At 69.7% G+C, this 13,096-nt stretch carries 12 protein-coding genes; 6 read left to right on the top strand and 6 right to left on the bottom strand.

Going from position 1 to position 13,096, the window contains the following annotated elements; genetic code table 11:
• Nucleotides 1-70 precede the first annotated feature (70 nt).
• Nucleotides 71-832, bottom strand: coding sequence for a phosphodiester glycosidase family protein (locus tag BY998_RS09730; RefSeq protein ID WP_110351426.1), 762 nt, complete (start codon nucleotides 830-832; stop codon nucleotides 71-73).
• Between the two features lie 229 nt (nucleotides 833-1,061).
• On the opposite strand from BY998_RS09730, the gene BY998_RS09735 reads away from it, so the two are divergent.
• The gene (locus tag BY998_RS09735) at nucleotides 1,062-1,613 is read left to right on the top strand and encodes a hypothetical protein (RefSeq protein WP_110351427.1); all 552 of its coding nucleotides are present in this window, start codon (nucleotides 1,062-1,064) and stop codon (nucleotides 1,611-1,613) included.
• Nucleotides 1,614-1,689: 76 nt separating this feature from the next.
• On the opposite strand, the gene BY998_RS09740 is transcribed toward BY998_RS09735, so the two are convergent.
• Nucleotides 1,690-2,097 (bottom strand): DUF4174 domain-containing protein, encoded by a 408-nt coding sequence (locus BY998_RS09740; protein ID WP_110351428.1) that lies wholly within the window; start codon nucleotides 2,095-2,097, stop codon nucleotides 1,690-1,692.
• Between the two features lie 91 nt (nucleotides 2,098-2,188).
• Between BY998_RS09740 and BY998_RS09745 the strand changes: the two genes are divergently transcribed.
• Together BY998_RS09745 and ssb are read left to right on the top strand one after the other, a co-directional pair.
• Nucleotides 2,189-3,205, top strand: coding sequence for an NADP-dependent oxidoreductase (locus BY998_RS09745; RefSeq protein WP_110351429.1), 1,017 nt, complete (start codon nucleotides 2,189-2,191; stop codon nucleotides 3,203-3,205).
• A gap of 201 nt (nucleotides 3,206-3,406) precedes the next feature.
• Nucleotides 3,407-3,964 (top strand): single-stranded DNA-binding protein, encoded by a 558-nt coding sequence (gene ssb / locus BY998_RS09750; RefSeq protein ID WP_110351430.1) that lies wholly within the window; start codon nucleotides 3,407-3,409, stop codon nucleotides 3,962-3,964.
• Nucleotides 3,965-4,081: 117 nt separating this feature from the next.
• On the opposite strand, the gene BY998_RS09755 is transcribed toward ssb, so the two are convergent.
• The 3 genes from BY998_RS09755 to BY998_RS09765 all read right to left on the bottom strand — a co-directional run bounded on the left by BY998_RS09755 (nucleotide 4,082) and on the right by BY998_RS09765 (nucleotide 8,317).
• Nucleotides 4,082-6,616, bottom strand: a complete 2,535-nt coding sequence (locus BY998_RS09755; RefSeq protein ID WP_110351431.1) for a TonB-dependent receptor — start codon at nucleotides 6,614-6,616, stop codon at nucleotides 4,082-4,084.
• A gap of 157 nt (nucleotides 6,617-6,773) precedes the next feature.
• A complete protein-coding gene (locus BY998_RS09760) occupies nucleotides 6,774-7,712 on the bottom strand; it encodes a FecR domain-containing protein (protein ID WP_110351511.1) in 939 nt (312 codons plus the stop codon).
• A 95-nt stretch (nucleotides 7,713-7,807) separates the two neighbouring features.
• Complete coding sequence (locus tag BY998_RS09765) at nucleotides 7,808-8,317, bottom strand: sigma-70 family RNA polymerase sigma factor (protein ID WP_181425472.1); 510 nt, start codon at nucleotides 8,315-8,317, stop codon at nucleotides 7,808-7,810.
• Between the two features lie 520 nt (nucleotides 8,318-8,837).
• Here BY998_RS09765 and BY998_RS09770 point away from each other — a divergent pair.
• The 3 genes from BY998_RS09770 to panC all read left to right on the top strand — a co-directional run bounded on the left by BY998_RS09770 (nucleotide 8,838) and on the right by panC (nucleotide 10,829).
• Nucleotides 8,838-9,443, top strand: coding sequence for an XRE family transcriptional regulator (locus tag BY998_RS09770; RefSeq protein WP_110351433.1), 606 nt, complete (start codon nucleotides 8,838-8,840; stop codon nucleotides 9,441-9,443).
• A gap of 77 nt (nucleotides 9,444-9,520) precedes the next feature.
• Complete coding sequence (locus BY998_RS09775) at nucleotides 9,521-9,883, top strand: hypothetical protein (RefSeq protein WP_110351434.1); 363 nt, start codon at nucleotides 9,521-9,523, stop codon at nucleotides 9,881-9,883.
• Between the two features lie 88 nt (nucleotides 9,884-9,971).
• Entirely contained in the window at nucleotides 9,972-10,829 is an 858-nt protein-coding gene (panC, locus tag BY998_RS09780; protein ID WP_110351435.1) for a pantoate--beta-alanine ligase, read from the top strand.
• A 235-nt stretch (nucleotides 10,830-11,064) separates the two neighbouring features.
• Here the strand turns inward: panC and BY998_RS09785 are convergent, their stop codons facing one another.
• Complete coding sequence (locus tag BY998_RS09785) at nucleotides 11,065-12,903, bottom strand: NADPH-dependent assimilatory sulfite reductase hemoprotein subunit (protein WP_110351436.1); 1,839 nt, start codon at nucleotides 12,901-12,903, stop codon at nucleotides 11,065-11,067.
• Between the last annotated feature and the right edge of the window lie 193 nt (nucleotides 12,904-13,096).

A 13,096-nucleotide genomic window follows, 5' to 3' on the forward strand; every position in this document is an offset into this window, starting at 1 on the left:
TCCTTGACGCTCATCGCGAGGTGCGCAGCGCGGCACCTCGCGATGAGGGCGCGTGTTGGAAGGCGGCGTCCTACCGCCCCACCGCTCCCACCAGCGGCCCGAGCGGCCGGCTGAGATCGGATCGGCCGAGGCCCGGGGCGTAGAGGCTCGAAACGCTGCCGTCGAGGAACAGTGCGTTGCGGCAGCCGAGCCCGTCCTTGAACAGGCGGGCGAAGGCGCCGAAGGTCACCGGCTGCTCCGAGATCGCGAAGACCGCCGTGCGGCCGCCGTCGCGGACGCCGACGCCGTTGCGGATCTTCTGGCTCGGGCCGTCCTCGGAGATCTTGGGGTGAATCTTGCCCTCGATCACCAGCATCGGGCCCGACTGCGTGGCGAAGTCCGGGGCCGGCTTGGCGCGCAGGTAGCGGGCCGTGTCGAGCACGCCCGCCCGGTCGCCCTTCACGTAGAAGACGCCATTGGGCTTGAGGTGGAAATTGCCCGGCCCGTTGGCGGTGGAGACGCCCTTCATCTCGCGGCCCTCCTCGACATAGAGCCCGACCGGAGCCTGCCCCTTGTCGTACATGCCGGCATTCATCGCGAAGCTGAGTCGCGGCCCCTGCCTCTGGGCGAGGCTCGACAGCGAGGCGTAGGGCAGCCCGTCCGGCCCGAGCCAGAACAGGCGGACGCGCTCGCGGGTCAGGTCGACCGTGCAGACCGTATAGGGCTGCCCCTCGGATTCGACGGCCTTGCAGGGGCCCTTGCCTGCGGGCGCCGGCTGCGCCCGGGGCGCCTCCGGCGCGAGGGCGAGGCAGGCGAAAAGAACGGGGACGAGAACGGCGAGACGGCGCTTCACGGGCGGTTCCTGTCTGGCGGCGGCCGCTTCGGGGCAGGCGGGAGGGCCGGCTCGGCCGCGCCGGATCTCCTCGCCCGAAAGCATGGCAGCATTCAAGCAGGCCGCGCCCCGCAGGCCGGCGCGGACACATCACGCATTTGGGACCCCCGGTCGCTGGGACCGATTCAACTCCCCGAACGTTCACAACGAGCTAGGGGGTTCATTCTCTCTTTCGGGTGGAGACGATCTGATGAAACGGGTTGTTCTGGCATCGGCGCTGATGACCGGCGCGCTGATGATGATCCCGGCCACGGCCGATGCCCGTCCGGGCTTCGGCGGCGGTGGCTTCCGTGGCGGCGGCTTCGGCGGCGGCTTCGGCGGTGGTTTCCGCGGCGGCGGGTTCGGCGGTGGTTTCCGCGGCGGCGGGTTCGGCGGCCCGCGCTTCGGCGGCGGGTTCGGGGGACCGCGCTTCGGAGGCGGGTTCGCCGGCCGCGGCTTCGGCTATCGCGGCGCCGGCTTCGGCGGATGGCGCGGTGGATACGGCGGATGGCGCGGCGGCGGCTGGGGCTATCGCCGCGGCATCGGACTCGGCGGCGTCGGCCTCGGACTCGGCCTGGGTCTCGCCGCGGGCGGGCTCTACGGCGGATACGGCGGCTGGGGCGGCTACGGCGGATGGGGCGGCCCCTACGGTTACTCGACCGTCGGCTACGATCCCTACTATGCCGGCGGCTGCTACACCGTTCCGCGTCTGACTTGGACGCCCTACGGCTACCGCCGCGTGCTGGTCGAGCGCTGCTACTGATCCTTTGGGACAGACATGAACGAAGAAGGGGCCGCATGCGGCCCCTTTCCTTTTGCGCTAAGCGTGCCTTCGCCCCTCAGCGCCCCTTGGCCTCGTCCCGGCGCATCGGCATCGCATCGATCGTCGAGAACAGGCGCTGCGGCGGGATCGGATCGGCCGCGGTGAGCTTGGCGCCGCCGTCCTTGCCAACGAGAACCGCCCTGAAGGACCCGTCCGGCAGGCCGAGATGCCGGCGCAGTCGCAGAGCCTGCGCGCCCGTGCCCACCGCCTCGACCGTGACGAGGTCGCGCTCCGCCGTGCCCGCACGCGCCGAGGCCAGCGCCTGACGCTGGGCCATGAGCCGGGCGTCGTCCGGATCGGGGGCGGCCAGCACCAGCACCCGGGACTTCCAGCGGTAGCCCGCCAGCGGATCGCCCTCCGCCGCGCCCACCGGACCGCTCGCTGCCAGTACCGCCATCGTCACCGCCGCTGCCTTCCACACCATGCCCGACCTCCCTGCATGCCCCACCCTGCATTGCCGGAACCAGCGCGCGACCCATCTGCCCGGTTCCGTTTCGCGAACAGCCGGAGGCCCCATGGCCATCGTCAACCGTCGGATCGTGCTGGCCGCGCGCCCGCACGGCGAGCCGCGCCCCGAGCATTTTCGCCTGGAGGAAGGGCGCATGCCGGCACCGAAACCGGGGGAGGTTCTGCTGCAGACCCGCTGGCTCTCCCTCGACCCGTACATGCGCGGGCGGATGAGCGCGGCGAAATCCTACGCCAAGCCCGTCGAGATCGGCGAGGTCATGGTCGGCCAGACGGTGAGCGAGGTGGTTGCCTCGGAAAATCCGGCCTTCGCCGAGGGCGATCTCGTGCTGAGCCAATCCGGCTGGCAGGACTACGCGGTCTCGGACGGCCAAGGCCTGCGCCGCCTCGACCCGGCCGATGGACCGCCGAGCCGCTTCCTCGGCATCCTCGGCATGCCGGGCATGACCGCCTATGCCGGCCTCCTCGAAATCGGTCGGCCGAAGGCGGGAGAGACCGTGGCGGTGGCCGCCGCGACCGGGCCGGTCGGCTCCCTCGTCGGCCAGGTCGCCCGGCTCAAGGGCGCGCGGGCGGTGGGCATCGCCGGAGGCCCCGAAAAGTGCGCCTACCTGACCGAGACGCTCGGCTTCGACGCGGCGGTCGATCACCGCGCCGACGACTTTCCCGAGGCGCTGGCCCGCGCCTGCCCGGACGGGATCGACGTTTATTTCGAGAATGTCGGCGGGGCGGTGTTCGACGCGGTGCTGCCGCTGCTCAACGACTTCGCGCGGGTGCCGGTCTGCGGCCTCGTCTCGGGCTACAACCTGAGCGAACTGCCCCCCGGCCCCGACCGCTCCCCCCTGCTGATGCGTGCCGTGCTCACCAAGCGGTTGACCCTGCGCGGCTTCATCGTCTGGGATTTCGCCGCGCTGCAGGACGATTTTCTGCGCGATGTCGGCGGCTGGCTCCGGGCGGGCCGGGTCCAGGGCCGCGAGGATGTGGTCGAGGGTTTGGAGAACGCCCCGACCGCCTTCGCCGGGATGCTGCGCGGCGCTAATTTCGGCAAGCTCGTCGTCAAGGTGTCCTGAACCGGGATCACGCGCGGGCCTGCGCCGCGGCGCTTGTCCGAGGAGACGAACAAAGATAGAACATTGGGGGCGACGGATCGGTGGGAAACGGGCACAAGCGGCGCGGGCCGCTTGCTCCGACCGGGCGGGACGCCCAGAGTCGTCGCCATCGCGGGCGTGAACGAAGATGCCCTGTGAGATCGGACCGGATGGAGAGATGAGATGGCGGGCAGCGTCAACAAGGTGATTCTGGTCGGCAACCTCGGGCGCGATCCCGAGACCCGGCGCCTGTCCTCGGGCGACCCCGTGGTGAACCTGCGCATCGCGACCTCGGAGTCCTGGAAGGACAAGGCGTCGGGCGAGCGCAAGGAAAAGACCGAGTGGCACTCGGTCGTGATCTACAACGACAACCTCGCCCGGGTGGCCGAGCAATATCTGCGCAAGGGCTCGAAGGTCTACATCGAGGGCCAGCTCCAGACCCGCAAATGGACCGACCAGTCGGGCGTGGAAAAGTACACGACCGAAGTGGTGCTCCAGCGCTTCCGCGGCGAGATGACGATTCTCGATGGACGCGGCGGGGGCGGCGGCGAGTTCGCGGGCGAGGATGAGGGCGGCGGCCAGATCAGCCGTGGCGGCGACAGAGGCGGGGATCGCGGCGGCGATCGCGGCGGACGCGAGGATTACGGCTCGAGCCGCTCCGGCGGCGGCGACCGCCGGCCTTCCTCGGGCGGCGGCGGCGCCAAGCCGAACTACGACCTCGACGACGACATCCCGTTCTAGGTTCGAGACGGCGGATCGCCTCCGGCCCCGATGCCGGAAGCACGACAGGCCCGTGGGAGACCGCGGGCCTGCTTTCGTTTCGGCTCCGCACGTCCGCCACGGAGGCTGCGGGAAGGATCAGAAGTCGACCGATGCGGAGACGATGAAGGTGCGCGGCGCGCCGACGGCCAGGAAGCCGCGGGCGGCCGAGGCCCAGTAGGAATTGTCCAGAAGGTTCTGGACGAGGGCGCGGAGAACGACCGGCTTCCCGTTCGCGCCCACGGTGGTGTAGCGCAGGCCCGCATCGAAGCGCGTCCAGTCCGGCACCGATTGGGTGTTGGTCTGATCGTAGAACATGCTGCTGGTGTAGATCGCCCGGCCCGTCAGGGTCAGGCCCGGCGCCAGCCACGGCGGCAGGTCGTACTCGGCGTAGAGGTTGAAGGCCGTGTCGGGCACGCCGGGCGCCGCCTTGCCGTTGGCCGCCGGATTGTTGGCCCGAACCAGTTCGGCGTCGATGAAGGTGACGCCACCGAGAAGCCGCAGGCCCGGGACGACCTCGCCGAACACGTTGAGTTCGACGCCGCGGTTCCGCTGACGGCCGCTGACCGAGTAGATGTTGGTCGCCGGATCGGTGAAGGCGCTCGCCAGCTCGATCTCGAACAGCGAGGCCGTGGCCGTCACCGTGCCGAAATCGTATTTGACGCCGATCTCCTTCTGCCGCCCGACGGCGGGCGGGAAGAGCTCGTCGCGATTGACCGCCGTGACGGGCGCGCTGGCCACCGGGTCGAGCGACTCGATGTAGTTGCCGTAGAAGGACAGGTTCTCGAACGGGCTCAGCACGAAGGTGATGGAGGGGCTGAAGCGGCTCTCCTGGTAATTCGAGGTCACCTGCCCCTGCGTCGGACCCGGCCGGGTGGCGAAGCCCTGCTGGTCGATCTCCTGGTAGCGCCCACCCAGCGTCAGCAGGAAGCGGTCGTCGCCGAAGAACGAGAGGGTGTCGGCGATGGCCACGCTGCGCGCGGAGAGCTGTGCGAAGAGCGGCTGCGAGGCCGAGCGGGGAAGCCCGATCGTCGGAATGGATCCGGTCGGCAGATAGGTCGGATTGTAGATGTTGATCGTGTAGGGCGTGAAGACGGGCGGGACGAAGCCGCTGCGGAAGTTCTTGTTGTTCGCCTCGACGGCCGCGATGTTCACCTGATGGTCGAGGAAGCCGGTGCGGAAGCGGGTGCGCAGGCCCACCTCGCCGCTCAGGCCCTGGATCTCCTGGGGCTGGATCGCGAGCAGGTTGGTCGCCAGCCCGGTCACGCTCGTCACGCGATAGTTCGAGGTCAGGAAGTCCTCGTTGTAGCGGCTGGCGCCGCCGGCGATGTAGACCGTCGTGTCGGGCAGGATGTCGTATTCGGCCCGGCCCGCGATCATGCCGTAGCGGCTGTCGTTGTACTCGAACGGGTTCGCGGTGTTGCGCCGGTTGTTCGGAGCGCGAGGGATCGGAATGCCCGGCGCGACCGCGTTGAACAGCGAGGTCGGCGCCGTGACGTTCTGCGTCGAGTGGGTCATGTCGAGCGAGGCGCGGAAGCGGTCGCCGCGATAGTCGAGGCCCAGCGCGGCGACGCCGACCTCGATCGCGTTGTTGTCGAGCGGCGTGGCGCCGGTGCGGTAGGCGCCGTTGAAGCGCACGCCCCATTCCTTGAAGTCGCCGAAGCGGCGGCTCAGGTCGGCATGCGTCCAGATCTGCGCATCGCTGAGATAGGTCGTGGTGAGCCGGGCGAACGGCTCCTCGTAGGCGCGCTTGGGGATGAGGTTGATCGTGCCGCCGACGCGGCCGGTGCCGCCGCTCAGGAGCGCGGAGGGGCCCAGCAGGATCTCGACGCGCTCGAGACCCTCCGTGAAGCTGCGCCGCGGGTTGGCAAGGTAGAACAGGCCGTCGAAGGCCGTGTCGAGGTTGGTGACCGAGAAGCCGCGAATGAAGTAGGAATCGCGCTCGCTGTAGGGCGGCGCGTCGTTGCGCACCGACGGGTTGTTCAGCACGACGTCGGCGAGCGACACAGCCTGCTGGTCCTCGATCAGCTTTTCCGTGTAGCCCGTGATGTTGAAGGGCGTCTTCAGGAGGGAGCGGTTGCCGAGGAAGCCGACCCGGGTTCCCGAGCCGACCTGACCGCCGGCATAGGGGACGGGCGGTTGCCCGACCGTTCCGGTGGGCGGCGGCAGGCCGGCGGCAGCAGCGGCGGCGCGGCCCTGCCGCGTCGCCTGCCCCTGGACGTGCAGCTCGTCGAGCGTCACCGCCCCCGCCGGCTCCGCGCCGAGCTGGACGTAGCGCGGATTGACCAGCGTGATGGTCGAGGCGCCCGCCGGTCGATAGGTCAGACCGGTGCCCTCCAGGAGCTTGGTCAGCGCCTCGACGGGCGAGAAGGTGCCGTCGACCCCTTGCGTCTCCAGCCGCGCCGTCAGTTCGGTCGGGTAGACGAGCTTGACGCCGGCCTGCTCGGTGAAGGCGACGAGCCCCGTCTCCAGCGAGCCGCTGGGGATGCTGAGGCGGCGGTGCCGGCTGTCCGTCAGCGCCGTCGGCACGGCCGGCACCGCCGCGTCGAGGACACGTTTCGCGGGAGAGGCCTGGGCGGTCGCGGCCTGCTCCATCACCCCGAGCGACACGCCAGCCAGGGCGAACACCGTCAACCGCCTGTGTGAAAACCCGCGCCGCTGCGCCACCATGTCAGAGCCCCATCGATCCGTCGGGAGGGCTGGCGCGCTTCGCGCTCTCTGCCCTCTCACCGACTAAGATCAACGGGAGCGCCTTCTCCTGACGTCGGGAGGCGAACTTTTTGGAGGCGCGTCACACGGGCGACCCGACCAGGACCAGCAGGGGCGAGAGCCGGCGGATGCGCACGCCCATGGTCGCGGCGATCGCGTCGAGCGCCTCGTCGGTGTTGCGGGGATCGAAGGCGCCCGTCACGCGCCGCTCTCCGAGCCGCCGGTCGAGCAGGACGATCCGTCCGTGGCGGTAGCGCCCGAGTTCGGCCAGGACGCGCGCGAGCGGCTCGCCGGAGAAGAGGAGCCGGTCCTCGCGCCAGGCCATCGCCCGCTCCACGTCCGCCGCCGCCACGGTGAGGGACGCGTCGGCATCGACCCGGACGGCCTCGCCGGCCGAGACCACCGCGTGGCGGCCCGCCGCCGAGACGGCGACCCGCCCCTCGGCCACGCCGACCGGGCTGCTCGCGCCGTCCGCACGCACGAAGAAGCGGGTGCCGATCGCGCGCACGCTCAAGCCGGGTCCCCGCACGACGAAGGGCCGGTCGGCATCCGGGGCGACGTCGAAGCTCGCCTCGCCGCGCAGCAGTTCGACGCCGCGCTCTCCCTCGCTGAAACGCAGGGCGATCGCCGTATCGGTGTTGAGATCGACGCGGCTGCCGTCGGCGAGCGTCGCGCGCTCGATCGCGCCGACGCCGCTCCAGTGGTCGGCGCGCAGCCGGTCGAGGAGAGGCGATTGCGAGACCAGGGCACCCCCGAGCAGCAGCGCGAGGGCGAGGCCCGCGAGCGTCTTCGCACCACCCCGGCGCGGGCGGGGATCGGGCAGATGCCCGAGCCTGCGCCAGAGCGCGTCCATCTCCGCATAGGCCGCGGCATGGGCCGGATCGGCCGCCCGCCAGCGCTCGAAGCGGTTGCGATCGGAGGCGCTCGCGTCGGAGGAGGAGAGCCGCGCGACCCAGGTGGCGGCGGCCTCGTAGATCGGATCCTCGCCGCCCTCGCCCTCCGCCTCCTCGCCGCCGGCCACGTCTACGCCCTCCGGGCCCCAGCGCGGCCGGATCGGCGCAGCGCTCTCCTGCTCCTCATAGATCAACGACGGGCTGATCTCCTGATCCCGTCCGCTCAAAAAAGATCGAGGCGGCTGCGCCGACAGTGCAGGAGAGCCCGGATGATGTGTTTCTCGACCATGTTCCGCGAGATGCCGAGACGCGCGGCGATCTCCCCGTTCGCCAGCCCGTCGAAGCGGCTGAGCAGGAAGACCTCGCGGCAGCGGGGAGGCAGTTCGTCGATGGCCTGCGCGAGGCGCCTCAATTCCTGCCGGGCGATCGTCTCCCGCTCCGGCAGGGCGTAGCCGTCGGCGATCTCCTCCCATTCGATATCGGTCTTCGGCGCGAACAGGCTGTTCTCCAGACGGCGCCGGTTGCGCATCCGCAGGGCGACGTTTGTGGCGATGCGGAAGAGCAGAGCCGTCGGATGCTCGACGCTCGTGCGCGACAGCGCGGCGACCATGCGCAGATAGGTTTCCTGGCTCGCATCGGCGGCATCGGCCGGATTATCGAGCAGGCGCGCAAGCAGGCGCCGCAGTTTCAGGCCCTCGTGACGGTAGAGGGCATCGACCGATACTCCCTGCATGGCATCGGTCCTCTCGCCCACCGGACTTCCCATCTCCTGCACCGACCGGTGAAGACCAGACGGAATTACCCGAATGATGCAAGTTCCGCAGCACGTTAGACGCTTTCCAGGCTAGACGTTTCAAAGAACACAAATCACTGACCAGACGGATGAAACTTCTCCAATCAAACAGGACTCCAGAACTGGAATAATTACAGATTATTATTCATTCCCTGCCCTTGTTGCACCCGAGCCACACGCTTACGCGTCGATCTGTGGATGATTTCGACTTCCGCGTCGGGCTCATCTTGCCCATCCGAAACAGGCGGGATCGGCCCCCGCATCCGTGCTCGCCCCTAACGGCCACGGAGCGCCCGTCCTTTGCATGGCCTGCGCTCTCCGGGCGGCCCATGATCGGGCCTTCCGTGCCGGCGGCCGGACGGTGTGCCGCTGCCCTTGCCGCTTCGCCCCAGTGGCGCCTGCGAAAACCCGCGTCATAATGGGTGTGCACCGCACGGTGCGAGGAGGCAGCCAGGGATCCATGCTCAGCACAGCGTCGAACGCGCCCGCCGTCGAGGAACGTCCCCTCGAAAAGGCCCTGGGCCATCAGGTTCGCTTGCTGCGACGGGAGCGCGACCTCTCGGTGGCCGATCTCGGCGCCGCGGCCGGCATCTCGCCGGGCATGATCTCCAAGATCGAGAACGGCGCGATCTCGCCCTCGCTCGCCTCGATCAATTCGATCGCCTCGGCCCTGAACGTGCCGATCACGGCCCTCTTCGCCGCCTTCGAGGAAACCCGCGACTGCAGCTACGTGAAGCGCGGCCAGGGCGTGCCGATCGAGCGGCGCGGCACCAAGGTCGGCCATCTCTACGAGTTGCTCGGCGCCGGCATCCGCGGCGACGTGGTGGTGGAGCCCTACCTCATCACCCTGGAGACCGAGGCGGAGGCCTATACGAGCTTCCGCCACGTCGGCACGGAGTTCATCTACATGCTGAGCGGCGAGGTGCTCTACCACCATTCCGGCCAGGACTATCACCTGGAGCCCGGCGACGCGCTGATGTTCGACTCCAACGGCCTGCACGGACCGGCCAAGCTGTTGCGGACGCCGATGACCTATCTCTCGGTGATCGTCTATCCGCGCGGGTGAGCGCGGGGCGCGGTAAGGATTCGTTCACCATCCGCTGCCAGGCTTTTTCTTCAGGATCGGACGGGAGTTTCCTTGCGATGACGGGCGGTTGGCAGCGGGCACGCGGTGCCCTCCTCGCCCTTGCCCTCATCCTCGTCTTCGGCGCACCGGTTCCGGCGGCGGACCTGTCGGAATTCGGGACGGCCACCCCGCTGCCGCCCTCGGCCCCGCGCTTCTTTCCCCGCGGCGACGGCGAGGCGATCGTCGACCGGCCGCCCCGTCCCCTCCCCCGGCGTCTCGCCGGATGCGCGCCGCGGATCGCCCCGGTGCCGACCGACGCCCCCGACGACCCAAGCTATGTCGGCTCGGCCTACGGCCTGGGCAAGCCGAGCTATTACGGCTTCCGGCCGGGGCTCGGCTACGACGACCCGTTCGGGCGGCCCCTGCGCTACTGTCCCTGATCGCCCAAGCCGTCGGCCCGTTGCGCTGGCGCCGGGAGGAAAGCGGGCCTACCTGTGCCGCGCGCATCGTCACTCCGCGAGCAGCCCCATGCCCGACACCACCCTCCGCTTCGATACCCTCGGACCCTTGCGCGCGCGGGTCGACGCGTGGCGCCGGGGCGGCGACCGGATCGTGCTGGTGCCGACCATGGGCGCGCTGCATGCGGGCCACCTCGCCCTAGTGACGCATGCCAAGGCGATCGGCCGGCGGGCGATCGTCAGCATCTTCGTGAACCCGACCCAGTTCGGCCCGACCGAGGATTTTTCGCAGTATCCACGCGACACCCAGGCCGATCTCGCGCTCCTCTCGCAGGCGGGCGCCGACGCGGCATGGCTTCCCAGCGTCGAGACCATGTACCCAACGGGCTTCTCGACCCGCATCGAGCCCGGCCCGGCGGCGGAGGGTCTGTGCGGCTGCTTCCGGCCGGGGCACTTCTCCGGGGTCGCCACCGTGGTGACCAAGCTGATCAACCAAGTGCAGCCCGACATCGCCCTGTTCGGCGAGAAGGATTTCCAGCAATTGCAGGTGATCCGGGCCGTGACCCGCGACCTCGACCTGCCCGTGACCATCGAGGGCGTGCCGACCTTACGCGAGACGGACGGCCTCGCCCTCTCTTCGCGCAACCGCTACCTCGATCCGAGCGAGCGATCGATCGCCCCGCGCCTCCACGCGGTGCTGGCCGACATCGCCGAGCGTCTCGCGCGCGGCGCTGAGGCGGGGCCGCTCGTCGCCGAGGGGATCGCGGCGCTGACGGCGGCGGGTTTCGGCCCGGTGCAATATCTGGAGGTGCGCGACGCGCAGACGCTCCAGCCCGTCGAACGGGCCGAGCGGGAGGCGCGCGTGCTCGTGGCCGCCTATCTCGGCAAGACGCGGCTCATCGACAACGTGGCGGTGGTGCCGGCCTGAATGGCTTCCGCCGCGCGGGCTCGGTCATCCCGTCTCCGATCCCATCGACCGGAAAGCGGGATCGTACGACTTTCGACTGAACGCTTCTGGTTGTGCCACGCTCCGTCATCGCGCGCGTGAGCGAAGCGATCCAGGGCGCGACTTCCTCCGACGGGATTGCGCCCTGGATTGCTTTGGCTTCGCCTCGCACGGACGAAAGCGCGTCCCGAAGCAAATCCCCGCGCGGATGCCGGCTTCAAGCCGCCCGCAACGGCCCCGTGTGCTCGTGGAAGTCCGGACCGTTGCCGGTCCTGGCCACGAAGCCTGCCCGGATCACGAAGTCACCGAAATGCTCGCCCGGCTGCCGATCCTTGGCGTAGGCGGCAAACAGGGGCTCCAGCGTGTCCTTGATCTCGCTCGCCGTAACATCCTCGCGGTAGAGCTTGCTCAGGCGGGAGCCGTCGAAGGCGGCGCCGAGATAGAGGTGGTAGCGCTCGGGGCCGCGGCCGACGAGGCCGATCTCGGAGATGAAGGGCCGGGCGCAGCCATTCGGGCAGCCGGTGGAGCGGATCGTGATCTCCTTCTCCTGCAGGCCGTGCCGGGCGAGGCTCTCCTCCAACTCGGTGAGGAGATCGGGCAGGTAGCGCTCGCTCTCGGCCAGCGCGAGACCGCAGGTCGGCAGCGCGACGCAGGCGAGCGAACTGCGCCGGATCGCCGAGGCGCCCCGGGTCAGGCCGTACTCGTCGACGAGCGCATCGATCTCAGGCTTCTTGTCCGCCGGCACGTTGGCGATGATGACGTTCTGGTTGCCGGTGAGGCGGAAATCGCCCTCGTGGACGCCTGCGATCCGGCGCAGGCCCGAGAGGAATTGCGGTCCGCCCTCGATGTCCTTGATGCGGCCCGACGGCACGTAGAGCGTGAGGTGGTGACGCCCGTCCTCGCCCTCGACCCAGCCGTAGCGGTCGCCGTTGCCCTCGAAGGTGAAGGGCTTGGGCTCACCCAGCTGCTTGCCGATGCGCTTCTCGACCTCGGCCCGGAAGGCGTGGAGCCCGAAGCGCTCGATCGTGTACTTGAGCCGGGCGTTCTTGCGGTTCTTGCGGTTCCCCCAGTCGCGCTGGACCGTCATCACCGCTTCGGCGACCTTGAGGGCGTCTTCCGGCTTGCAGAAGCCCATCACGTCGGCGGTGCGCGGGAAGGTATCGGTCTCGCCGTGGGTCATGCCCATGCCGCCGCCGACGGTGACGTTCCAGCCCGTCACGCGGTTCTTCTTGTCGAGGATGGCGATGAAGCCGAGATCGTGAGCGAAGATGTCGACCTCGTTGGAGGGCGGCACCGCGACCACGGTCTTGAACTTCCGCGGCAGGTAGGTCCTGCCGTAGACCGGCTCGACCTCGGCCGCATCCTCGCCGCCGACCACGCGCTCGCCGTCGAGCCAGATCTCGCGCCACGCGCCGGTCTTCGGCAGCAGGGTGTCGGAGATGTCCTTGGCGAGTTGGAGCGCGGCCTTGTGGGCGCCGGCCTGGGCCGGGTTGGTCGCGGCCATGACGTTGCGGTTGACGTCGCCGCAGGCGGCGATGGTGTCGAGCAGCGCCGCGTCGATCGCCGCCATGGTGCGCTTGAGGTTCGACTTGATGACGCCGTGATACTGGAAGGTCTGGCGCGTGGTCGCGCGCAGCGCCCCGCCGGCATAGGTCGTGGCGATGTCGTCGAGGATCAGCCACTGCTTGGGCGTCACGACGCCGCCCGCGATGCGCAGGCGGATCATGAAGCTGTAGGCCTTCTCGAGCTTCTTCTTGGTGCGCTCCGCCCGGATGTCCCGGTCGTCCTGCATGTACATGCCGTGGAACTTGACGAGCTGGCCGTCATCCTCGGAGATCGCGCCGGTGGCGTGCTTGAGGAGCCCGTCGGCGAGGCCCCCGCGCAGGTAGCCGCTGGCGATCTTCAGGTGCTCGTTATGGGCGAGCCCCGCGGCACGGGCGGCCTCCGCATCCGTGATCGGGCGGTCGGTCGGCGGCGTCTCGTAGCGGCGCGCGCCGATGCCGGGCGTGTCCACGGCGGGGCCATCAGGGGTGTCGATCGGCTTGTGGTCGTCCATGGCGGTGATCCGTTTCGCACTCAGCCCTCCCCCCTCTGCGGGGGAGGGTAGCCCTCGCTTCAGCGAGGGTCGGGAGAGGGGAGCGCCCTGTCCGGAAAAGTCTCGACAGCACGGGCCGCGCCTTCCTCGGCGCCGTCGCACTGCCCCTCTCCCGCCTCGCTGCGCTCGGCACCCTCCCCCGCAGAGGGGGAGG

The organism is Methylobacterium sp. B4, assembly GCF_003201865.1.
GTDB lineage: Bacteria > Pseudomonadota > Alphaproteobacteria > Rhizobiales > Beijerinckiaceae > Methylobacterium.